Annotated in this window: 21 protein-coding genes; 11 read left to right on the top strand and 10 right to left on the bottom strand. The window is 72.4% G+C overall.

The window, feature by feature from the left end; translation table 11 throughout:
- Positions 1-71: 71 nt before the first annotated feature.
- Positions 72-767 (bottom strand): response regulator transcription factor, encoded by a 696-nt coding sequence (locus tag FVS66_RS18540; RefSeq protein ID WP_149182279.1) that lies wholly within the window; start codon positions 765-767, stop codon positions 72-74.
- A gap of 177 nt (positions 768-944) precedes the next feature.
- Between FVS66_RS18540 and FVS66_RS18535 the strand changes: the two genes are divergently transcribed.
- Entirely contained in the window at positions 945-3767 is a 2823-nt protein-coding gene (locus tag FVS66_RS18535) for a LuxR family transcriptional regulator (protein ID WP_149182278.1), read from the top strand.
- 210 nt (positions 3768-3977) lie between these two features.
- Positions 3978-4181 carry a cold-shock protein gene (locus FVS66_RS18530; protein WP_149182277.1) on the top strand — a complete coding sequence of 68 codons (204 nt, stop codon included), beginning with the start codon at positions 3978-3980 and terminating at the stop codon, positions 4179-4181.
- Between the two features lie 64 nt (positions 4182-4245).
- On the opposite strand, the gene FVS66_RS18525 is transcribed toward FVS66_RS18530, so the two are convergent.
- On the bottom strand, positions 4246-4626 hold the full coding sequence (locus FVS66_RS18525) for a helix-turn-helix domain-containing protein (RefSeq protein WP_149182276.1): 381 nt from the start codon (positions 4624-4626) through the stop codon (positions 4246-4248).
- A gap of 136 nt (positions 4627-4762) precedes the next feature.
- Here FVS66_RS18525 and FVS66_RS18520 point away from each other — a divergent pair, with 136 nt between their 5' ends.
- The 5 genes from FVS66_RS18520 (at position 4763) to FVS66_RS18500 (ending at position 11403) form a co-directional block, all read left to right on the top strand.
- Positions 4763-5170, top strand: a complete 408-nt coding sequence (locus FVS66_RS18520) for a RidA family protein (RefSeq protein WP_149182275.1) — start codon at positions 4763-4765, stop codon at positions 5168-5170.
- Positions 5171-5430: 260 nt separating this feature from the next.
- The gene (locus FVS66_RS18515) at positions 5431-6420 is read left to right on the top strand and encodes a serine/threonine protein kinase (protein WP_149182274.1); all 990 of its coding nucleotides are present in this window, start codon (positions 5431-5433) and stop codon (positions 6418-6420) included.
- Positions 6421-6424: 4 nt separating this feature from the next.
- Complete coding sequence (locus tag FVS66_RS18510; RefSeq protein WP_149182273.1) at positions 6425-8701, top strand: protein kinase domain-containing protein; 2277 nt, start codon at positions 6425-6427, stop codon at positions 8699-8701.
- A gap of 62 nt (positions 8702-8763) precedes the next feature.
- Positions 8764-10938 (top strand): serine/threonine-protein kinase, encoded by a 2175-nt coding sequence (locus tag FVS66_RS18505; protein ID WP_149182272.1) that lies wholly within the window; start codon positions 8764-8766, stop codon positions 10936-10938.
- 90 nt (positions 10939-11028) lie between these two features.
- Positions 11029-11403 carry a hypothetical protein gene (locus FVS66_RS18500; protein WP_149182271.1) on the top strand — a complete coding sequence of 125 codons (375 nt, stop codon included), beginning with the start codon at positions 11029-11031 and terminating at the stop codon, positions 11401-11403.
- A gap of 127 nt (positions 11404-11530) precedes the next feature.
- On the opposite strand, the gene FVS66_RS18495 is transcribed toward FVS66_RS18500, so the two are convergent.
- The 3 genes from FVS66_RS18495 to FVS66_RS18485 form a co-directional block, all read right to left on the bottom strand.
- The gene (locus FVS66_RS18495) at positions 11531-11794 is read right to left on the bottom strand and encodes an SCO5918 family protein (protein ID WP_149182270.1); all 264 of its coding nucleotides are present in this window, start codon (positions 11792-11794) and stop codon (positions 11531-11533) included.
- Between the two features lie 60 nt (positions 11795-11854).
- A complete protein-coding gene (locus tag FVS66_RS18490; protein WP_149182269.1) occupies positions 11855-13333 on the bottom strand; it encodes a DEAD/DEAH box helicase in 1479 nt (492 codons plus the stop codon).
- A 183-nt stretch (positions 13334-13516) separates the two neighbouring features.
- Positions 13517-13720, bottom strand: coding sequence for a cold-shock protein (locus tag FVS66_RS18485; protein ID WP_010468045.1), 204 nt, complete (start codon positions 13718-13720; stop codon positions 13517-13519).
- A gap of 434 nt (positions 13721-14154) precedes the next feature.
- Between FVS66_RS18485 and FVS66_RS18480 the strand changes: the two genes are divergently transcribed.
- The gene (locus tag FVS66_RS18480; protein ID WP_149182268.1) at positions 14155-14505 is read left to right on the top strand and encodes a MerR family transcriptional regulator; all 351 of its coding nucleotides are present in this window, start codon (positions 14155-14157) and stop codon (positions 14503-14505) included.
- A 59-nt stretch (positions 14506-14564) separates the two neighbouring features.
- On the opposite strand, the gene FVS66_RS18475 is transcribed toward FVS66_RS18480, so the two are convergent.
- A complete protein-coding gene (locus FVS66_RS18475; protein ID WP_149182267.1) occupies positions 14565-14939 on the bottom strand; it encodes a hypothetical protein in 375 nt (124 codons plus the stop codon).
- A 181-nt stretch (positions 14940-15120) separates the two neighbouring features.
- Here FVS66_RS18475 and FVS66_RS18470 point away from each other — a divergent pair, with 181 nt between their 5' ends.
- The gene (locus FVS66_RS18470) at positions 15121-15435 is read left to right on the top strand and encodes a hypothetical protein (RefSeq protein WP_149182266.1); all 315 of its coding nucleotides are present in this window, start codon (positions 15121-15123) and stop codon (positions 15433-15435) included.
- A 146-nt stretch (positions 15436-15581) separates the two neighbouring features.
- On the opposite strand, the gene FVS66_RS18465 is transcribed toward FVS66_RS18470, so the two are convergent.
- Entirely contained in the window at positions 15582-15989 is a 408-nt protein-coding gene (locus FVS66_RS18465) for a MerR family transcriptional regulator (RefSeq protein WP_149182265.1), read from the bottom strand.
- Positions 15990-16308: 319 nt separating this feature from the next.
- Here FVS66_RS18465 and FVS66_RS18460 point away from each other — a divergent pair, with 319 nt between their 5' ends.
- Positions 16309-17814 (top strand): SulP family inorganic anion transporter, encoded by a 1506-nt coding sequence (locus tag FVS66_RS18460; RefSeq protein WP_149182264.1) that lies wholly within the window; start codon positions 16309-16311, stop codon positions 17812-17814.
- 138 nt (positions 17815-17952) lie between these two features.
- Here the strand turns inward: FVS66_RS18460 and FVS66_RS18455 are convergent, their stop codons facing one another.
- Genes FVS66_RS18455 through FVS66_RS18445 form a run of 3 tightly spaced genes read right to left on the bottom strand, consistent with a single transcriptional unit; the run spans position 17953 to position 21115 of the window.
- Positions 17953-19503: a tripartite tricarboxylate transporter permease gene (locus tag FVS66_RS18455; protein ID WP_149182263.1), complete on the bottom strand. Its 1551-nt coding sequence runs from the start codon at positions 19501-19503 to the stop codon at positions 17953-17955.
- A gap of 12 nt (positions 19504-19515) precedes the next feature.
- The gene (locus FVS66_RS18450) at positions 19516-20076 is read right to left on the bottom strand and encodes a tripartite tricarboxylate transporter TctB family protein (RefSeq protein ID WP_149182262.1); all 561 of its coding nucleotides are present in this window, start codon (positions 20074-20076) and stop codon (positions 19516-19518) included.
- A 19-nt stretch (positions 20077-20095) separates the two neighbouring features.
- Positions 20096-21115 (bottom strand): tripartite tricarboxylate transporter substrate binding protein, encoded by a 1020-nt coding sequence (locus tag FVS66_RS18445; RefSeq protein WP_222946950.1) that lies wholly within the window; start codon positions 21113-21115, stop codon positions 20096-20098.
- Positions 21116-21363: 248 nt separating this feature from the next.
- On the opposite strand from FVS66_RS18445, the gene FVS66_RS18440 reads away from it, so the two are divergent.
- Positions 21364-22107: a response regulator gene (locus tag FVS66_RS18440; protein ID WP_149182261.1), complete on the top strand. Its 744-nt coding sequence runs from the start codon at positions 21364-21366 to the stop codon at positions 22105-22107.
- Positions 22108-22164: the final 57 nt, after the last annotated feature.

Genomic DNA, 22164 nt, shown 5'->3' with positions numbered 1-22164 from the left:
GCCGCGGGCACGGCGGAGACCGGGCGGGGGCAACGTCGTTGCCCGCGTGGCTCCTTCGAATGCCCGTGCGGTCAGAGGTAACCTTCCCGAAGGGCATAGGCCACTGCGTGCGCCCGGTTGCGGAGGTGAAGCCGGGTGGTGAGGCCGTGGACGACGTTCTTGACGGTCCGTTCGGAGTACGACAGCTTGCCCGCGATCTCCCCGGTGTCCATTCCCTCGGCGACCAGCCGCAGTACGTCGACCTCGCGCCGCGTCAGCCCGCTCGACGGAGCCCCGGGATGGTCGGCCGCGCCGCGCCGCAGAATGCCCACCTGCGTGATGAGCCGGCCGATCAGGTCGGCGGGGAGGTCGCCGTCGCCCCGCGAGACCGCCAGCACGGCCTGCACCAGGCGGTGGGCGGTGGCCTCGTGGCGCCAGACGATGGCCGCGACGCCGCACTCGATGACATCGAGCAGCTCGGCCTCACGGATCGCGTTCGCGACGAGTACGGCCTGGGTGCCGTCGCTCCTGGCCAGCCTGCGCAGCCAGGACAGCGCGGTCTCGTCGAGCGTGTCGATGATCAGGACGGCGACCGTTCCGGGCCCGCCGCACGCCTCGTCGACGAGTTCGATCACCGGGTGCTGCCGCAGCTGGCTGACCGCGCCCGCGCGGGAGATCGGGTCCGGCGTATGGACCACCACCGGTACGCGGCGAGGTGTGGACTCCGCCGGACCGGGGCCCGGGCCGGGGCCCGGCCCGGTGTTCGTGGTCCGGTGTGAACCGAGCAAGTGCCCTCCCCCCGGTCATGTGCCCGCCACTCCTGTCGTGACCGCAACCGGCGGGCACACTCCCCCCACCCTCCGGCGCCACGGGCGCCGTACGCAATCGCGGAGAACCACGAGACACACCACGAAATCGACCACGCGACCCCGCCCTGCCCCGCACACCCACGACAGGAGACGGTGATGCCCGGAACCGGAACCGGACCGCTTCGAGAACGCCGGGAAGCCCTGGAACTGGTGGCCGCCGAAGCGGAACGCGCCGCCAGGACCGGTGGAGGCCGCCTGGTCCTGCTCAGAGGCGCCACCGGCACCGGCCGCACCGCCCTCCTGGAAGCCGTCACCGAGCAAGCGTCGGCGCGTGGCATGCGGGTGCGCCGGGCCCGCTGCTCCCCCGAGGACCACGCCACGCCCTTCGCCGCCGTACTCAAACTCATCGATCCAGGGCCGGAGTTAAGCCGGCTCACCGACGAACTCCCGGGCCCGCCGTGCACGCCGCGCAAACGGGAGTACGCCGCCCGGCTGTGGGATCTGGCCCGCTCGTACGCGGCCGGATCGCCGCTGCTGCTGGCCGTGGACGACGTCCATCTCGCCGACGCGGCCTCGCACCGCTGGCTCTCCGAGGCGGCCCGGCGGATCGACCGGCTACCGGTGCTGCTCGTCGTGACGGAGCGCAGCCAGTACGACATCGATCTGCCGCCGCCCGGCCTGGCCCACACGCTCTCGCCCGCCCTCGTACGCTCCCACACCCTCGCCCCGCTGAGCCCGGACGCCGCCGCTGACCTGGTGCGCGCCGCCACCGGCCCCGGCCGCTCCGCCCCGCGGGAGTGGGTCCACGGCTGCGTACGGGCGGGGGCGAGCAGCCCGCTGCTGCTGGGCGCGCTGCTGGAGGACCTGCTCGACGACCTGCGGGCGTGGGAGCCGGCCGATGGCGCTCCCCCGACCGTGCCGGACACCTGCGCCGCCCTGTACCCGGGCGCCTACCCGGCCGCCGTCTCCTGGTGGCTGGACAGCGCCGGTCCCGCCACCGCGGCCGTCGCCCGGGCGCTCGCCGCCGTGGACGGCGACCCGTGGTGCGACGGGCGGGCGGAGTACGCCGAGCTGCTCGCCGAGATGGCGGGCGCCGACGCCGCCAGGGTGCCCGGCTGGCTCACCGCGATGACCCGCCTGGGGCTGCTGGTCCAGGACCCGGACGGGCGGCCCCGCTACGCCCATCCGCTGCTGCGTGACGCGGTGCTGAACGGCTGGTCCAGCGACCGGCGGCAGGCGGCGCACCGCGCGGCGGCCGAGGTGCTGCTGCGGCGGGGCCAACGCGCCGAGACGGTGGCGGGGCAGCTGCTGCGCACTCCGGCGGTAGGCGCCGTGTGGGCCACCGACGTGCTGCTGGACGCCGCCGCGGTCGCCCTCCGCGACGGCCGGGCCGAGGAGGCAATGGGCTTCCTGCACCGGGCGCTCGACGAGCCGATGCCGTCGGCCCGGCGGGCGGCCGTCCTCGTCGAGCTGGGCTCCCTCGAGTTCGCCGTCGTACGGCCGACCGCCGGGATTCCGCGGCTCGCGGAGGCGGTACGGCTTTCGGAGACGCCGCAGGACCGGATGCGCGCGTCGGTGGCGCTGAGCACCGCGCTCGCCTCCCGGGGCGAGGCGCGGGCCGCGATCGACGTGCTCCGCGACCTCGACGAGCACCTCGCCGGCGACCAGGACCTGATCCGTACGGCCCGGTCCGCCTCGGCGCTGCTGTCGGACCACGACCGCGGGGTCCGGCAGGAGGTGTACCACTGGTTCCGTGAGACCGCCCGGCGGTCACCGCACCTGGTCGGCACGGCCGGCCAGGCCCTGCTGGTGCGGTACGCGTCGACAGCCGGGCTGACCTCCGCGGACGCCGCCATGGGGCAGATCCGGGCCCTGCTGGAGGAACCGGGCGACGCCCTCGGGGAACCGTTCCTGCTGGGCACGGCGGCCGCCGTCGCGACGTGGGCCGACGAACTGGACGAGGCCGAGCGGCTCGTCCGCCGCGGCCTTGCCCGGCAGAGCCCGTCACTGCTGCATCCGATGCACAAGGCGCTGCTGAACGTGCGCCTGGACATCGCCGCCGCCCGCGGCGCCTACGCGGAACTGCTCGCCGACCCGGACGTGTGGAAGGTCCCCGAAGCGGGGGCGGTCCGTACCGATCCCTCCAACGCGCACGCCCACGCCGTCGTCGCACTCGTCGAGACGGGCCGCACGGGCGAGGCCCGCCTGCTGGCGGACAGCTTCGACGTCCGCGACTCGCACGACTCGTGGGAGCTGAACCGGTTCCTGTACGCGCGCGGCGTCCTGCGTGCCGCGAGCGACGACCCGGCCGGTGCGCTCGACGACTTCCTGGAGTGCGGACGCCGTCAGTCTGCACGCGAAGTGGTGAGCCCCGTCGTCACCCCGTGGCGGACCGCCGCCGCCGTATGCCGTCTGCTGCTCGACCGGCCGCGGGAGGCCCTCGCCGCCACCCAGGAGGAACTCCGCCTCGGCACGGTGTGGAACACACCCCGGGTGGTGGGCCGCGCCCTGCGGGTGCTGGGCTCGGCGACCGGCGGACGGCCCGGCCTGGACCTCGCCGAACGGGCCGTACGGACGCTCCGGGACGCGTCCGTCGACACCGAGCTGGTCCCGGCCCTCGTCGCACACGGCCGGCAGCTCACCGCCGCCGGGGAACGGGCGCGGGCCCGCGACTCCCTGCGGGAGGCGGCCGAACGCGCCGAACGGCTGGGCTGGGTACGTCTGCGCGCCATGGCCGAGGACGCCCTGCGCGAGAGCGGCGCCCGCCGCTCCGGGACGACGCTCACGGGCACCGGGGCGCTCACCGGCAGCGAGCACCGGATAGCCGCGCTCGCCGCCGACGGCCTCACGAACACGGAGATCGCGGAACTGCTGCATCTCGCCAGACGCACCGTCGAGACCCACCTGACCAGCACGTACCGCAAGCTCGGCATCCGCGGCAGGACGGCACTCACCGCGGCCCTGGGCAGGCGGCCGTGACATCGACGAGGGGCCGTACGCGTCGTACGGACACCCTCTGCACACCCATACGCCGTATCACCCATACAGGTGATCAAGGGCGTCCCGTGACGGGCTGTCGAACGCTTGCGGGCCACGCCATGGGCGTGTCTTCGTCCCAAAGGGCCCGTCAGCCGTGACGATCTCAACGCAACCGCAGGGGGACTCGACGCGCCCCAGAAGGAGATCGACATGGCTACCGGCACGGTGAAGTGGTTCAACGCGGAGAAGGGCTTCGGCTTCATCGCCCAGGACAGCGGCGGCCCTGACGTGTTCGTGCACTACTCGGCCATCTCAGGCAGCGGCTTCCGCGAACTCCAGGAGAACCAGAAGGTCCAGTTCGACGTGGTCCAGGGCCCGAAGGGCCCCCAGGCGGAGAACGTCACCCCCGCCTGACCCGCAGTCCGTCGGCGCCCCCACGTGGGGGCGCCGACGCGCCGTGCGCCGTACGCTCCACCCGTCAGGCGTCGAAGCGGCGGCGGGAAGCCTCGATGTGACCGAGGTACCGGCTGGTCCAGTCGCACATTCTGTGGACCGTCTCCAGCAGGGCCTGGCACGGCTCGGTGAGCGTGTACTCCACCCGCGGCGGCACGGTGGGGTGCACCTTCCGCTCGACCAGGCCGTTGCGCTCCAGCATGCGCAGGTTCTGGGTGAGCATCTTGTGGCTGATGCCCTCGACCTCGTCCCGCAACTCGCTGAACCGCAGCGTGCGTTCCCCCAGAGCGCCGATGATCAGGAGCGCCCACTTGTTGGCGACGTCCGAGAAGATCTCCCGCGCCAGAGAGTCCGCGCGCCTGAGGTCCGATTCCTCGGGCGAGTCCCCGACCTGCTTGGTCACCATCAGGTTCCCCAGTCACTGAAAAGTGCGTTCTTCCACGTCAGCGCTCACTCTCCTACGGTTCTTCAGTAACCACAAGAGACCCAAGGGAGCCCATGGCTCTCCTGGCTCTCATGACACGGAGAAGAAGGCGGGCAGCATGACCATCACCCTGATGAACCCCAGGGGACTGCCGGAGATCGATGCCTACCGGCAGGTCTCGACAGCGACCGGGTCGAAGCTGGTCTTCATCGCCGGGCAGGTCGCCTGGGATGCCGACGGAGCCACGGTCGGCGAAGGCGACCTCGCCGCTCAGGTCGAGCAGTGCTACCTCAACATCGGCACCGCCCTGGCCGAGGCCGGTGCCTCCTTCGACGACGTGGCGAAACTGACCGTCTACGTCGTCGACTGGACCCCCGACAAGATGCCCCTGCTCATGGAGGGCATCACGCGCGCGGCCGCGAAGCTGGGAACCACCCCGGTCCCGCCGGCCACACTGCTGGGCGTCGCGGCCCTGGACGTACCCGACCATCTGGTCGAGATCGAAGCCACCGCGGTCATCGACTGAACCGGGGGGCGGCCGGCGCGGGTGGCGCGACCGCGCGGCCCACGACCAACGCCGCGTGTGTCACCCCCTGCGGCGCGGGGCCGGACCATGATGCCGAGGAGGGGCAGCGGGCGATGGCTGGGCGCGGCAGTGGGCCCGTAGCTCCAGCTCTGGTAGCGGGTCTGCGCGGACGGGCGACCTTGCCGTCGGCCCGCGCCCGGGCGCCGGTACGCTCATCTGGCTGCTGACGTGGCTGTTGACGTGGCCGGGGGGATTCGCGGATGGAACGGGTACAGGGGGAGCGCCCGCGGCGGCGTTCGGACGGGGCTGCGCGGCGGATCGGCCCGTACCACCTCATCACCCGGCTCGACCCGGCCGGGCCCGGCCAACCACCCGTGCCCGTACGCCGGTTCATCGCGCGCAGCGCGGACGGTGACCGTACGGTGCTGGTCGGCGCGCCGCTCGACGGCGCCGACGCGGGGCGCTTCCGGGTCGAAGCGGAGGCGGCGCGGCGGTTCGGCGGCCCGTGGGTGCTGCCCGTCACCGAGCTGGCCGCCCCGTCCGAGACTCCCTGGTACGCCTCGCCGTACCTGCCCGTGCTGCCCCTCCCGGTGGCGCTCGCCGTGCACGGCGGTCCGCTGCCCTTGCGTACGGTACGGGCACTGGGCGCGGCCCTGGCGGAGACGCTGGCGGGCGCCCACGCCGAGGGTGTCACGCACGCGGGCCTGTCCCCCGCCTCCGTACTCCTCGCCTGGGACGGGCCGCGCCTGACCTGCTTCGGCACGGCCCGCGCGGCCGCCCAGGACGGCGTGCCCCGCACCGGACTGCCCGGTCTGGAGCCCGGCAGCCTGGCGCCCGAACAGGCCACGGGCGGCCGGCCCCGGCCGCCCGGCGACGTCTACGGCCTGGGGGCGGTGCTGGCCTACGCGGCGACCGGACACTCGGTGCCCGACTCCACGGAACTGCCCGAGTCGCTGCGGCCGCTGGTCGCGCGCTGTCTGACGCGCGACGCCGCCGCGCGCCCCACCGCCGCCGAGGTGCTGGGCGCACTGCCCGTGGAGCCCTCCACCCCGGTGGCGACGGTCATCGACTCGGCCGGCGCGCTGCTGGGCCCCGGCTGGCTGCCGAACCGGGTGGTGGCCGCCCTGGCACGCCAGTCGGCGGAGGTCCTGGCGGTCGAGGTGCCCTCAGGGACCGCCGCCGGGTTCGACGCCCAGGCCCCCGCCGGGGGCGACGCCCGTACGCCCACCTCACCGACGGCCAGGTCCTGACGCGATGCTCTCCCCCCTCATCCACGACGACCCCGCCCGCATCGCGGACTTCCGGCTGCTCGCCCGTCTGGGCCAGGGCGGCATGGGAACCGTCTACCTGGCGCGGTCCGCGGGCGGCCGTACCGTCGCGCTGAAGACCATGCACGCGTCCATCGCGGCCGACGCCGCGGCCCGCACCCGGTTCCGCCTGGAGACGGACGCGGCCCGCATCATCGGCGGCCACCACGGCGCCGTCGTCGTCGACGCCGACCCCCTGGCACCCACCCCGTGGCTGGCCACCGAGTACGTACTCGGGCCGACCCTCGACGCCGCCGTGGGCCTCGGCGGCCCCCTGCCCGAGGAGTCCGTACGAGCCCTGGGCGCCGCCCTCGCCGGTGCCCTCGGGCAGCTGCACAGCTCCGATGTCGTCCACCGTGACCTGAAGCCGTCCAACGTGATGGTCACCGCGTACGGCCCGAAGATCATCGACTTCGGTATCGCGCACGCCGCGGGCGGCGACCGCCTCACCCGTACCGGCACGGCCGCGGGCACCCCCGCCTTCATGTCGCCCGAGCAGGCCACGGGCCAGGAACACACGCCCGCGGGCGATGTGTTCGCGCTCGCCGGGGTCCTCGTCTTCGCCGCGACCGGCCACGGGCCCTTCGGCACCGGGCGGCCGGCCGACCTCCTCTACCGCGTCCGCTACGCCGACCCGGACCTCACCGGCCTCCCCGAGGCCCTGGCCCGGATTCTCGGCCCCTGCCTGGCGAAGGACCCGGCGCTGCGCCCCACCACCGGGCAGCTGGTCGCCCGGTTCCACGCGGGCCACGGCCACTTCGCCGACCACCTGCCCGACGTGCTCCTCGCGGACATCGCCCGGCGGGCGTCGGAGGTCTGGCGGTACGAGCCCGAGCGGCTACCCGCCCCGGCCGGACACCTGACCGCCGAGACCGCCGAGACCGCCGAGACCGCCGGGGCCCCGGCGACCGCCGGAAACGCTGCGGCCGCCGCGGCCGCCCGCACCGTCGCGTCCGCCTCCGCGCCGCCCTCCCGCATGAGCCGCCGCAAGCTGCTCGCCCTGGGCGGCGGTTCCCTGCTGGCGGTCGCCGGAGCCGGCGCGGGTGTGTGGGCCTGGCGGCAGGGCTCGGGCGGCGGTGACGCCCCGCAATCCGCCGGGCCCGGCGGCGGGCCCACGCCCCTGTGGCGGAGGCGCATCGATACGGCACCGCCCGAGAAGCTGGGGCGCCCGCTGCTGGTCGGCGGCAAGCTGATCGTGACCGGCGACGGCGGGGTGAGCGCCGTCGAACCGTCGACCGGGCGGACCCTCTGGTCCGGCAACAAGGTGCTGAGCCCCTGGGACCTGGCCACGGACGGCGAGAAGCTCTACGCCGTGGACTACACCCTCCCCAGCGAGGGCCTGCGGATCGCCGAGATGGACCTCGCCGACGGCTCTCTGCGGGACCCGGCCGTCACCGACAAGACGTACAACGGCAAGCTGCTGCGGAACCAGCTGCTCGCCGTCGACGGCGACGTCGCATGGCTGCTGACGGCGCGGGTGCGGAAGGAGGACACGGACGAGTCGAGCGGTATCGGCCCCGAACGCGGCTGGCTCATCGCCTCGTACTCGCTCTCGACGGGCAGGCGTCGCACCGAGGTCGCCCTGGACGAGGCCACGCCCGAGGAGTACCCGTGGGTGACCGGGGCGTGCACCAGGGGCTCCCGGCTCGTCCTGTGTTTCCGCACGGGTTCCGGCGGGGCCGACGCGGTCGCCTACGACACGGGCACGGGGCGCGCCCTCTGGCGGACCCCCCTCGGCTTCAACCCCGACGACGCCGCCCGCAGCCCCATGGCCGTGGACGACGACCACCTCTACGTCTCCTCGGACGCGGTACGGGCGCTGCGCCTGTCCGACGGCGAGGAGGCGTGGACGCACCGGGGCACGGACGGGACCTCGTACGGCGCGCCCGCGGTCGAGGACGGCGCCGTCTACGCCGTGGAGGGGACGGGAGCGCGCGCCCTCGTCGCCCTCGCCGCCGACAGCGGCACCCTCCGGTGGCGGGAGAAGGACCCCGCGGCGTCGGGACACGAGCTGAAGGTGGCCCCCACGGTCGACGGCGCGTACGTCTACAAGCACGGCGCGGCGGGGCTGAGCGCGATCGACCGGCGGACCCATGAGACCGCCTGGCGCCATACGGAGAGCCTCGACCGGTTCACCGCGCTGACGACGGAGGGGCTGCTCATCGGCGTCGGTGAGGGAACCATGGCGGCGCTCCCGCTCGACCACCCTGCCGACCGGCCCTGAACCGGCTCCCTCGAGCAACCACCCCAACCAGCCCCTCAGCTCCGAAAGGCACGGCTCACACCATGCGACCTCTCAGTCCCGGCGACCCGATCCGGCTGGGGCCGTACCGAATCACCGGAGTGCTCGGCGAGGGCGGCATGGGCAAGGTGTACGTAGGCCATGACGCCTCCGGTCACCTCGCGGCCGTCAAGGTCCTCCGGCCCGAACTCGCGCACGACGACCACCTCGCCCAGCGGTTCGTCCGCGAGGCCCGGACCGCACAGGCGGTGACGAGCCCCGGCGTGGCCCGTGTGGTCGCGTCGCGTACGGAGGGCGGGCGGCCCTGGATCGCCACCGAGTACCTGGCCGGCCCGACCCTGACCGAGGCGGTCAGGGACCACGGCCCCCTGGACGAGGCGGGGGTCCGCGCGCTGGCCCGCGATCTGGCGTCGGCGCTGCGGGACATCCACGGGGCGGGCCTGGTCCACCGCGACCTCAAGCCGGACAACATCGTCCTCACGTCCACCGGCCCGCGCGTCATCGACTTCGGCATCGCCCGCCCCGAGCACGGCCTCACCCTCACCACCACGGGCCAGGCCCCGGCCACCCCCGGGTACGGTGCGCCCGAACAGGTCCTGGGGAAGCGGGTCGGCCCGGCGGCGGACGTGTTCTCGCTCGGCGCCGTACTCGTGTACGCGGCGAGCGGCAGGCAGGCGTACGAGGGCGCGCATGTCGCGGCGGTGCAGTACGAGGTGGTGCACGGGAGCCCGGCGCTCGACGCCGTACCGGAGGCGCTCCGTCCGCTCGTCGCGCCGTGTCTGGCGAAGAACCCGGCGCAGCGTCCTCTCCCCGCCCGGGTCGTCGAGGCGTCGGCGCCGCCGCGCGGTGCGCACAGCCTGTGGAGTCAGGGCGCGCTGGGAAGCCGGATCAAGGAACACGAGGCGAAGGCGGAGCGTTTCACGTCACCGCCCACCTTCACCGCCGACGCCGCGAACGCCGCGAACACCGCGAACACCGCGAACACGGCTCACACCGCCGACGCGGCTCACACCGCCGACACCGCCGCCGTCGTCCCGGAGGCCAGGCCGTCGCGGCGCCGCCTCCTCGCCGCGCTCGCCGCCGGCGGAGCCGTACTGGCCACGGGAGGAGGCACCACGGCCTGGTGGCTGTCCAGGGGGCCAGCCCTGCCCGCGGCCGCGGACGCCCCGCCGGCGAAGCTGCTGACGCCGGCCGAGTACGAACGCGACAGCCCGCCCAAGCCCTTGTGGGGGCCGGTGAAGGCGGCCGCCCAGGGCGCGTCCCTGCTACTCCCGATGCGGGACGTCGTCCTGTTCGCGGGCCTGTCGGGTGGGCTCGTGGCGCACAAGGTGACCGACGGCCGCCGGAAGTGGGCGCTGCCGCGGGTCGCGCCGGCCGCCGGCTTCGTACGCCTCACGGCCCGTGACTTCGCCGCGGCGGACGCGGACGGGAACGTCCTCGCCTTCGACGCGTCCACCAGCGAGCAGCGGTGGAGCGTCCCGGCGAAGGCCGACAGGCTGCTGGCGGCCTCGCCCGACGGGGGGCTGGTGTACGTGGTGACGAAGGACGGCGAGCTGGCCGCGGTCGACACCGGGGCCCGTGAGGTCGCCTGGACCAGGGACGCCCCCAGGGGACTCCCCGTCGACCCGGCGGCCACGGCCGCGGCCGGACCCGGCCGACTGGTCGTCAGCACCGCCCAGGGCCAGTACTTCGCCCTGGCCTCCGACGACGGCGAGAACGTGTGGCAGCTGACCGGCCATGCCATGACGGCCCTGCCCCCCGCGATCGAGGAGGGGTTCGTCTACCTCGGCGGGTCCCAGCTCGTGGCCCTGGACCTGCGCAGCGGCGAGGAGGCATGGACCACGGCGTCGGAGTCCCTGACGCCCCGGCAGAACGGCTGGGGCGCCCCCACCGTGGACAACGACCGCCTGGTCGCCGCGGACGACGGCCGCCTCTACCGGGCCGACCGGAACACCGGCGAGGTGATCGGCGTCTCGTGGCCGGAGGACACCCTCCCGCCCGGGCCCCCTCCCCTCATCCAGGGCAACACCATCTGGGCCGTCGAGGGCGGCGACTCGTCGGGCGTGTCCGCCTTCGGGAACGTCACGAGCGGCGAGTCGGACGGCCGCCTGATGTGGACCTACGAACCCGAGTCGGACGGCCCCTGGCACCTGGCGGGGGCGGGCAACCGGGTGTTCCTGCTGAACAAGGGCACCGTCGTGGCCATGCCGGTGTTCTGACGGGCCCCTTGGCACGGTTTCGGACACCGCCTGAACGCGGTTCGGGCAGGAAGGGCCCCGGTTCGGCGCGAGGGCTTGTAAGTTCGGGGCATGACGAAGCCTGATGCCCTGCTCGTGAATGTCGCGGCGACCGTGGAGTCGGAGCAGTCCAATCAGATGTCGCTCACCGTCGTGGTCGACGGTGCCGTCATCACCGGGCGGCTCGCACCCGAGTCCGTGTGGCGGGAGCGGGTGGCGGAGGTCCTCCGGGACTCGGAGCGGCTCGGCGCGTTCGCGAAGGTGTTCGCGGCGCCGGACGCGGGCACGCACCCCGGGCGGGACGCGGCCCCCACACACCTGCACTTCCATGTCGCCAGGATCCTGCAGGGCACGGTGGGGATCCCCGAGACCGGCGGGATGTACCGGGTGGCCATCGAGGACGTGAGCGGCTGGACGGTGGGCGACTTCAGTTACACGGACGGCTGAGACATCCGGGCCGCCGACCGTACGGGGCGGCGGCCGCCGGCGTGGGGCGGGGCCGCGTCCCGGGGTGCCACGGGCATCGGTGTGCCCCGCGCGAAGCGCGTGTGCTGCGTCGCGCGTGCCGTACGCGTCAGGCGTGCGGTTCCGTCGTCGGTTCGGCCACGTTGGTGACACAGGTGAAGCCGAGGCGTCGCAGGGCGCGGGTCACCTCAAGCGCGGTGAAGTCGCGCCGGTCCTGCTTGGTGATGATCTCTCCGACCTGCTTGACGGGGTAGGTGCGGCGGCCGATGACCGCGCACGGGCCGACGGCCGGCTCCGGTCGGACGCCGGACATCAGGCCCTCCACCTCGCTCATGACGAAGTCGAAGGGGAAGCGGGCGATCACACAGCGCATGGTGCCTCACAGGGTCGTCGGAGCGGTGGGGAGGAAGGAGTACGGCCCGCCGGGGCGCGGTTACTGCTGGCGGGCCGCTCCGCCGCGGGCGGGACGTCGGGGCCGTCGTGCGGCGCCGCCGCGTCGACGGCGTCCAGGAGCCGCCTTCGCGCCCTGTGCGGGGACGGGGGCCGTGATGACGACCGGTATGCCGGAGGGGGTCCGGGCACCGGTGATGCGGGTCAGCTCGGCGTCGCCGGAGCGGACGGCGGTGGTCCGGGGCTTGATCCCGGCGGTCGCCATCAGGCTGTCGACCTCACGCCGCTGATGCGGCAGGACGATCGTGACGACACTGCCGGACTCGCCCGCGCGGGCGGTGCGGCCGCCGCGGTGCAGATAGTCCTTGTGGTCGCCGGGCGGGTCGACGTTCACGACGAGGTCGAGGTCGTCGACGTGGATGCCGCGGGCCGCCACGTTCGTCGCGACCAGGACGTTGACGTGGCCTTCCTTGAACTGCGCGAGGGTCCGGGTCCGCTGCGGCTGGCTCTTGCCGCCGTGCAGTGCTGAGGCCCGTACACCGCTCTTCAGCAGGTGCTTGGTGAGCCGGTCCACGCCGTGCTTGGTGTCCAGGAACATGATCACGCGCCCGTCACGGGCGGCGATCTCCGTCGTCGTGGCGTTCTTGTCCGCGTCGTGGACGTGCAGGACGTGGTGCTCCATCGAGGTGACGGCCGCGGCCGGCGGGTCGACGGAGTGGACGACCGGGTCGTGCAGATAGCGCCGGACGAGGGCGTCGACGTTCCGGTCGAGGGTGGCCGAGAAGAGCAGCCGCTGTGTGTCGGCCGAGGTCAGGTCGAGCAGCCCGGTGATCTGCGGCAGGAACCCCATGTCGGTCATCTGGTCGGCCTCGTCGAGGACGGTGACGGCGACGTCGTCCAGGCGGCAGTCGCCGCGGTCGACGAGGTCGCGCAGCCGGCCGGGGGTGGCGACCACGAGGTCGGTGCCGTCGCGCAGGGCGGCGGACTGGCGGCCGATCGACATGCCACCGACCACCGTGGCCTGCCGCAGCCCGAGGGCGCGCGCGTACGGGGTGAGGGCGTCGGTGACCTGCTGGGCCAGCTCCCGGGTGGGGACGAGGACCAGGGCCAGCGGACGGCGGGGCTCGGCACGCCTGCCGGCCGCGAGTCGGGCCAGCACGGCCAGCCCGAAGGCGAGGGTCTTGCCGGAGCCGGTGCGGCCACGGCCGAGGACGTCACGGCCAGCCAGGGAGTTCGGCAGGGTCGCCCCCTGGATGGGGAACGGCACCGTCACCCCTTCGGCGGCGAGCGCCTCCAGCATGGCGGCGGGCAGGTCGAGGTCCGCGAAGGCCTCGACGGGCGGCAGCGGCGGGGTGTGGGTGACGGGGAGGGCGAAATCGCGGTGCGCGGACTGGCCGGAGCCACGGCGCCTGGGCGTTTCGGCGGACTTCCCGTTCTTCGTGGATTTCGGGCGCCGGGCCGGCTCAGCGGCAGCCGAACGCGTCCGCGAGTAGTGGCCCCGGGAGCGGGACGTACGAGCCAAGAGAATATTCCTCAATCAAAAGATCGAGGAATTCACGGCCCTCGATTCAGCCGGGCGGGCGATCGTGCGCCTCGCGAGAAGTGGCACCGCAGGACGGTGCCGGCGTACGGCCTGCGCCGTAGCACGACGCCGGGGCCCGCACCCCAAGGTGCGGGCCCCGGCAAGCGTCGGAACGCCTTGACGTCAGGCGGGGAGGATGTTCTCCGCCTGCGGGCCCTTCTGGCCCTGCGTCACGTCGAAGGTGACCTTCTGGCCTTCCTGGAGCTCACGGAAGCCGGAGGTCGCGATGTTGGAGTAGTGGGCGAACACGTCGGCGCCGCCACCGTCCTGCTGGATGAAGCCGAAGCCCTTTTCAGCGTTGAACCACTTCACTACGCCAGTAGCCATAATTTTTTTCTCCTCACGGGGAATTTCTCGGACCCGCACTGCGCGAGCCTCGCGTCGCCGCGATGATGCCCCGTCCGGAAAAACCCGGCCACACAAAAGTGCTCCACCGCTCGTACGGCGATGGGAGCACATAAAGCTCTGGGAACCACAACTGCAACTGACACCGACAGTACCACGCCGATTTCGCATTGGTACAGAATTTTCCGCGCCACCTTCACACCTACGGGGGAAAAGCGGCCCACGCGACATGCGGGCATTTCTCCATCGGCGACTTCAGGTTTTCTCTGCTCATTCCTACGGGCACGCACCGGGACGGAGGGCGGCTAGGCCCTGTGCACGGGGCGGGTGGCCCCCCTGAATCTGCATCGGCCGGAATAGACATGCGTCACCGGCGGCGGCTACCGTTCCTCCGACGCCCAGGACGAAAGGCGCGCATGGCTCCCGGAGCGCGACATACCCCCGCCGACCATCTCGACGACGACGACTACCCCGCGTACACGATGGGGCGGGCCGCGGAGCTGATCGGCACCACGCCCGCCTTCCTGCGGGCGCTCGGCGAGGCGAGGCTCATCACCCCGCTGAGGTCCGAGGGGGGTCACCGACGGTACTCGCGCTACCAGCTGCGAATCGCCGCGAGGGCGCGCGAACTCGTCGACCAGGGCACTCCCATCGAGGCGGCCTGCCGCATCATCATCCTCGAGGACCAGCTGGAGGAGGCCCAGCGCCTCAACGAGCAGCTGCGGCAGCGGCGGGAGCACCCCGGGGACGCGGTCCCGCCAGGCTGAGCCGGGGACAGGGTTCCGCCCGGCTGAGGCGGGGACACCGGCCCGCCGACCGGGGGTGGTCACACGTGCCGGTCGCTGTGCCCGCAGATCCAGGCCAGGGCGTCATGCGCGCCCCGCGCGTACTGCCAGGTGTCGCCGGAGCAGACCGGATCGTCCAGCAGGACCGCCGCCGCGTCCACCTCGGCGGTCAGGGCCCACAGAGCGGGCACCTCGCGCGACGGCGCTCCCGTGACCGGCCCGTGGCGACTGCGGCCCAGTGCCCACTCGTAGGCGTCCGCCGCCCCCTGGGACAGCTCGGTCGGCAAGGACCGGCCGGGCCTGGCCGTGCTGCCTGACCTGTGGTCCGCGACGTCCTCCGCCGTGAGACTTCGGTACGCCGACTCGACCTCCGACACCGCGCGGACACCGATCCTGGCGTCTTCCGCTGGTGTCATGTGACGGGTCGTCATGTGCACACCCCGTCCTCCTCCTCGTGCCCGTAGCCGTGACGGGTTCCCTCGATACCCAGGGCTATGCACGCCCCGCACGTCACACGGCTCGACGTGGCGCGATGACCGGGCGCATGGTTGATCCAAGGACGAACGAGCACTCTCCGCAGCGGAAAGAGGTGCGGCCATGACCGCATGGGCTTCTTGGACGACGGTGGAAGTCTTCGCGGGCGCGGGCGGCGTCCGCACCGACGAGGTGGGCATCGTGACCGGCGACCTGACCGTGCACACCACCTGGCACGACACCGAGGCGGACGTCGCGGTCCAGTACAGCGGCGGCTCGGACTGGTTCACCCTCACGGGGAGCCCCGTCCCCTGCCGGTCGGAGGCCGAGAGCCGTGCCCTGCACCAGGTCGCCGTGGAGGCGGTACGGGCGGGAGGGGGCGCGGTCCTCGTGTACCACGGGCCCCGGCCGACGAGTGGGGGGCGCGGGCTCCTCTGAGCGGCAGGACCGGTCTTACGGGGAGGTGACGGACCGGGGCCGGGAATTCGCCGTGGAGTCCGGCGACAAGCCCGCACTCGGCCGAGCCCACCGCCGCGCCAACCCCGCGCCAACCCCGCGCCCCGCGCCCGGGGTGGCGGGAGCCCTCAGCGTGCCGCGTCCAGCTTCCGGTGCAGTGTCGTCGCGAAGTCCTCGGCGGCCATGAGCTGCGCGCGCAGCTTCTCGCAGCGCGCGTCGGCAACCATCCGGTACGCGTCCAGGCGCTCCCGCAGCCGTTCCCGCTCCTCGCCCGTCGGCGGCTCTTCCGTCGCCGCGAGCCGGTCGGTGATCTCCAGCAGTTCACGCATCTCGTCCAGCGAGAAGTCCAGCGGCTTCATCCGGCGGATGACCATGAGCCGCTCGACGTCGAGCTCGGTGTAGAGCCGGAAGCCGCCCTTGCTGCGTGCGGACGGCATGACGAGACCCACGTCCTCGTAGTGGCGGATCGTGCGCAGCGACAGCCCGGTCCGCTCGGCCACCTCGCCGATCTGCATCTGCCGCCGCTGGTCCGTCATCGCCCCGCCTGCTCCATTCCGCGTCCGCCATCAGAGATCCGAAGGTTCGAAGCCGCCCAGGATACGTGGCTTGAATCACAGGTCCCGGGCGCCGGTTCACCTGCATTTCACAAGCCGCACGTCACACTCTGCCCTCACGTCAGGGTAGAGTCGGATGCGTTCGCCCCCGGAACGGACCCCACACGGTCTGCCGGGCGGCGCCCCATGGCTTCCGGGCAATGATGCCCGACCGGCGGTCCGACAGGGCCGCCACCTCCCACCGGCAGGGCCCCCGTCGTGGCCGGGCCGCCGGGGAATCTCCGGAACGAGAAACGGTCGTATGTCCTCTCCGCTGTCCGCTGCGCCCAAGCAGATCAAGCTGTCCAAGCCCGACTGGCTCGCCTCCCCCAAGGTCTTCCGGACCGAGGTGCTGGCCGGCCTGGTGGTGGCCCTGGCGCTGATCCCCGAGGCGATCTCGTTCTCGATCATCGCGGGTGTCGACCCGGCCATCGGTCTGTTCGCATCGTTCACGATGGCGGTCGTCATCGCGGTCGTCGGCGGCCGCAAGGCGATGATCTCCGCCGCGACCGGCGCCATCGCCCTGGTGATCGCCCCGCTGAACCACCAGTACGGCCTCGGCTATCTGATCGCCGCCGTCATCCTCGGCGGTCTGATGCAGATCGCCCTCGGGGCGCTCGGGGTGGCCAAGCTCATGCGGTTCATCCCGCGCAGCGTGATGGTGGGCTTCGTCAACGCCCTCGCGATCCTGATCTTCATGGCGCAGGTGCCGGAGATGCGGGACGTGCCGTGGGTGGTCTACCCGCTGATCATCGGCGGGCTGCTGATGATGGTCTTCTTCCCGAAGCTGACCAGCGTCGTGCCCGCGCCGCTGGTCTCCATCGTCATCCTCACCGTCATCACCATCGGTGCCGGTATCGCCGTGCCGACCGTCGGCGACAAGGGTGACCTGCCGTCCTCGCTGCCGGTCCCGGGCCTGCCCGACGTGCCGTTCACGGTGGACACGCTGACCACCATCGCCCCGTACGCCTTCGCGTTCGCGCTGGTCGGTCTGATGGAGTCGCTGATGACGGCCAAGCTGGTGGACGACATCACCGACACGCACTCCAACAAGACCCGCGAGTCGGTCGGCCAGGGCATCGCCAATGTCGTCACCGGTTTCTTCGGCGGCATGGGCGGCTGCGCCATGATCGGCCAGACCATGATCAACGTGAAGGTGTCGGGTGCCCGGACGCGGCTGTCGACGTTCCTGGCCGGTGCCTTCCTGATGGTGCTGTGCATCGCCTTCGGACCCGTCGTCTCCGACATCCCGATGGCCGCCCTGGTCGCTGTGATGATCATGGTGTCGGCCGCCACCTTCGACTGGCACTCCATCCAGCCGAAGACCCTGAAGCGGCTGCCGCTCGGCGAGACCCTCGTGATGGCCGTGACCGTCGCGGTCGTCGTCGCCACGCACAACCTGGCCATCGGTGTGATCGTCGGCTCCGTCACCGCGATGGTGATCTTCGCGAAGCGGGTCGCGCACCTCGCCGAGGTCACCGGGGTCGTCGACCCGGACGGCAACCAGGTCGTCTACGCGGTCACCGGCGAGCTGTTCTTCGCCTCGTCCAACGACCTCGTCTACCAGTTCGACTACAAGGACGACCCGGACGACGTCGTCATCGACCTGTCCGACGCCCACATCTGGGACGCCTCCTCCGTCGCGGCCCTCGACGCGATCGAGAACAAGTACGCCCAGCGAGGCAAGAAGGTCACCATCATCGGCCTCAACAAGCCGAGCGCCGAGATGCACGACAAGCTCGCGGGACAGCTCACCGCAGGCCACTGAGCCAGGGGCCGCCCGGCCAAGGGCCGGCACGGGTGGGGCCGGGACACGGGCGGCCCGGCGACGGCGAAAGGGCGGCGGTGCCGGGTCGTCCCGGCACCGCCGCCCTTTCCGCATGGTGTCCCTCGTGGTGTCCCCCCGTCAGGCGTCGATCCGCTCGTCCGGCGCCTGGGCCGGTGCCGGAGTCGGGGTCGTCGCGGCCCGGCCGGCCTTGCGGCGTCGGCGCCAGGCCCCGAAGAGCGGGGCCGTCATCGAGAGCACGGCCACGGCCAGCAGAGCCGCGGAGATCGGCTTGGTGACGAAGGCGCTGAAGTCACCGGAGGAGATCAGCAGCGCCTGCCGCATCGACTTCTCCATCAGACCGCCCAGGATGAGCCCCAGGATGAGCGGCGCCGCGGGGAAGTCGTTGGCCCGCATCAGGAAGCCCACGACGCCGAACGCGACGAGCAGCCACAGGTCGAAGACGCTGAACGACTGGCCGTACACGCCGACCACACAGAACACCACGACCAGCGGGAGCAACAGCTTCTGCGGGGTCTTGAGGACCTTCGCGAAGAGCGGGATCAGCGGCAGGTTCAGGATCAGCAGCACGATGTTGCCGATGTACATGCTGGCGACGACACCCCAGAACATGTCCGGGTTCTCGGTCATCAGCAGCGGACCCGGCTGCACACCCAGCACCAGCAGCGCGCCCAGCAGCACCGCCGTCGTACCCGACCCCGGCACGCCCAGCGTCAGCAGCGGCACGAAGGAGCCCACCGCCGCCGCGTTGTTGGCGGACTCGGGGGCGGCGACGCCCTTGATGTTGCCCTTGCCGAAGGTCTTGCCGTCCTTGGCCAGCCGCTTCTCGAACGAGTACGAGAGGAACGACGCGACCGTCGCGCCCGCGCCCGGCAGCACGCCGATGAAGAAGCCCAGGACCGAGCCGCGCCCGGTCGGGCCGCTCATGTCCTTGAGCTCGCGGCGGTTCAGCCGGAGCGTGGTGATCGTGCCTTCCCTGCCGCTGCCCTTGCCGCCGTTCACCAGCATGACGAACACCTCGGCGAGCGCGAACACACCCAGCGCCACGATCAGGAACTCCACGCCCTCGAACAGCTCGATCTGCCCGAAGGTGAAGCGCTGCGTCGAGGTCTGCGAGTCGATGCCGATCAGAGCGATCATCACGCCGACGGTGCCCGAGATGAGGCCCTTGGTGAGGTTGTTCCCGGAGAGGGAGACCACGGCGGTGAGTCCGAGGACCATCAGCGAGAAGTACTCGGCCGGGCCGAAGCTGACCGCGACCGCGGAGAGCGAGGGCGCGATGAGCATCAGCCCGATCACGCCGGCCGTGCCGCCCACGAACGAGGCGATCGCGGCGACCGCCAGCGCCTTGCCGGCCTTGCCCTGGCGGGCCATGGGATAGCCGTCGAAGGACGTGGCGACCGTACCGGCCACGCCGGGGGCGTTGAGCAGGATCGACGAGGTCGAGCCGCCGAAGATCGCGCCGTAGTAGACACCGGCGAGCATGATGATCGCCGACACCGGGTCCATGGTGAACGCGATCGGGATCATGAGCGAGATCGCGCTGATCGGGCCGAGGCCCGGCAGCATGCCGATCACGGTGCCCATGAGCACGCCGAGGAAGACGTAGAGGAGGTTGGCCGGGGTGAAGGCCACCCCGAAGCCGTCGATGAGTCCGTTGAGAGCGTCCATGCCGTCTCCAGGTCAGAAGGGCAGCGGCCCGGTCGGCAGGGCCACGTCGAGCCCCTCGGACATGGCGAGGTACAGCGCCAGGGCCACGCCACCGCCCACCAGCGCACTCACCCAGTGCCGGGTGAAGCCCAGGAACCAGGCGGTGCCGACCACGAAGAGGGTGGTCGAGATGACGAAGCCGAGCGGCACGAAGAGCGCCACGTAGAGGCAGATGGCGAGGAGCAGGACGGCGGGCTCGAGACGCGTGTCGCGGAACCGGCCGCTGGTGCCGCCTCGCGCGGCCGCGGGCGCCGACTGCCGCTCCGGCCCCTGCACCTGCCCCTGCCCCTGCCCCTGCTGCTCCTGCCCCTGCCGCTCGTCCTGCTCCTTCTCCTGCCGCTTGGGCTTCTGGAAGAAGAGCGCCACCGACAGCACGATCAGCAGCAGCCCCAGCCCGCGGGGCAGGGTGCCGGGCTGGACCGGCACCTGCACCGCGGTGAACTCGGGGATGCGGTACGCCTGCACGGTGTACGCCACCGCGACGAGGCCGAGCACGACGGCGAGCGTGCGCTGCGAGAAACGGAAGTGATGCATCGTCCTGCTCCCGGGCCCGCTACTTCTTCAGACCGACGTCGGCGAGGATGCTGCTCAGGTCCTTGTTCTGCTCGTGCAGGAAACTGCCGAAGTCCTTGCTGCCGAGGTACGCGTTCGTCCAGCCGAGCTTCTCGCTCTCCTTCTTCCACGCCTCGTGCTCGGTCATCTCCTTGTACGCCTTCTCGTAGTAGGCGATCTGCGCCTGGCTGAGGCCCTTGGGTCCCATCACGCCGCGCCAGATGTCGAAGACGTACTTCACGCCGGACTCGGTGAGGGTGGGCGCGTCCGGCAGGATCTCGGACCGCTCCTTCGTGGAGACGGCCAGGACCCGCAGGTCGCCGGACTTGACCAGGCCCGTCACCTCGGAGGCACCGGCGACGGCCGCTTCGGCGTGGCCGCCGAGGAGGGCGGTCAGCGCCTCGCCGCCGCCGTCGAACGGCACGTACTTCACCTCGGAGGCGTCCGCGCCGGCCGCCTTCACCGCGCCGGCGAGGCCGACGTGGTCGAGGCTGCCCGGGCCGGAGCCGCCCGCGATGCTGATGCTCTTCGGGTCGGACTTGAGCTTGGCCGCCAGGTCGCCGAAGGTCTTGAAGGGCGAGGACGCCTTCACCACGTACGCGAGGGGCTCGGTGTTGAGCCGGGCGATGGGCGTGAAGTCGTCGTACGTCTGCTGGGACTTCCCGGCGAGCGGCACAAGCAGGATGGGCGGGCTGGTCACGAAGAGCTTGTGCGCGTCGGCCGGGTACTGCGAGATGTACGACCAGCCGATGGCGCCGCCACCGCCGGGCTTGTTCACCACGCGCATGGGCCTGTCGATGATCTTCGCCTCGTCGAGGACGCGGGCGCTGGTACGGGCCAGGGTGTCCCAGCCGCCGCCGGTGCCGGCGGGGGCGATGTACTCGATGGGCTTGGTCGGCTTCCAGTCGCCGCCGCTGTCGCCTGCGCCGGTGGTCTGCTGACCGCCGCACGCGGCGAGCAGCAGTGTGGCCGAACCGGCGGCGAGGGCCGCCATGACTGCTCGGGGGGCTGAGCGGTACACGCTTCCTCCAGCTGTGCTCTCGGGGGTGCTGCGTCGATGCGGCGTTATGCAAACAGCGCGAGAGACGGCCGGAAAGGGATGGGAGCGTTGTGCAGCTATTGGCTGTAACGAATCTTCTGTTCATTCTGTTCATGGCCAGGCATCGGTGCGGCATCACTTCCGCCGATGCGGGTGACTGGACGGTCCCGCTCATGCACACTTCGCGCCAGGAGGGATGCGGGCAAGGCGAGGGTGCGGAAGGAACCACCGTGATCAGAGTGCTGGTCGTCGACGACGACTTCATGGTCGCCCGGCTGCACCGCAAGCTCGTGGAGCGGCTCGACGGCTTCACGGTGGTCGGCGAGGCCCGTACGGGCGCCGAGGCCCTGCGCGCGGTGCGCGAGCTCAGTCCCGACCTCGTTCTGCTGGACATGTACCTGCCCGACATCGGCGGCCTCGACGTGCTGCGCGAGCTGCGCGCCGGTACGGCCGGCGGGTCGGAGGTCGACGTCCTGGTGGTGACGGCGGCCCGCGACGCCGGGACGGTGCGGGGCGCGCTGCGGGGCGGCGCCGTCCACTACGTGATCAAGCCCTTCGACAGCTCCGTCCTCCATGAACGCCTCCAGCAGTACGCGCACCGCCGCCGCGAACTGGCCGCCATCGCGATCCCTGCCCAGGCCGACGTGGACCGGGTCTTCGCCACCCCCGACCCGGGCCCCACGCCCCCGCAGCCCCCGGAACCCGCCGAGGCGGTCCGTCTCCCCAAGGGCGTCACGGAACAGACCGCCGGCCTGGTCCGCACCAACCTCCGCGGCCGCCCCGAGGGTCTCTCCGCCTCGGAGTGCGCCACCGCGACCGGCCTCTCCCGCGTCAGCGCCCGCCGCTACCTGGAGTTCTTCGTCTCCACCGGCCAGGCCCAGGTCACCCTCCGCTACGGCACCACTGGCCGCCCGGAACGCCGCTACCACTGGCTGGCGGACGCCCCCGCCACGGCGGAGGCCGAGAACGGCTGAGCCGAACCCGGTGGCCGTCGGCCTTCGCCGACCCGCACGGCCTCGACGGCGACGGCG

Source organism: Streptomyces sp. TRM49041, assembly GCF_008271805.1.
Classification (GTDB): Bacteria; Actinomycetota; Actinomycetes; order Streptomycetales; family Streptomycetaceae; genus Streptomyces.
The sequence above is the reverse complement of the archived record's forward strand: the minus strand, read 5'-3'. Positions and strand labels throughout refer to the sequence as shown.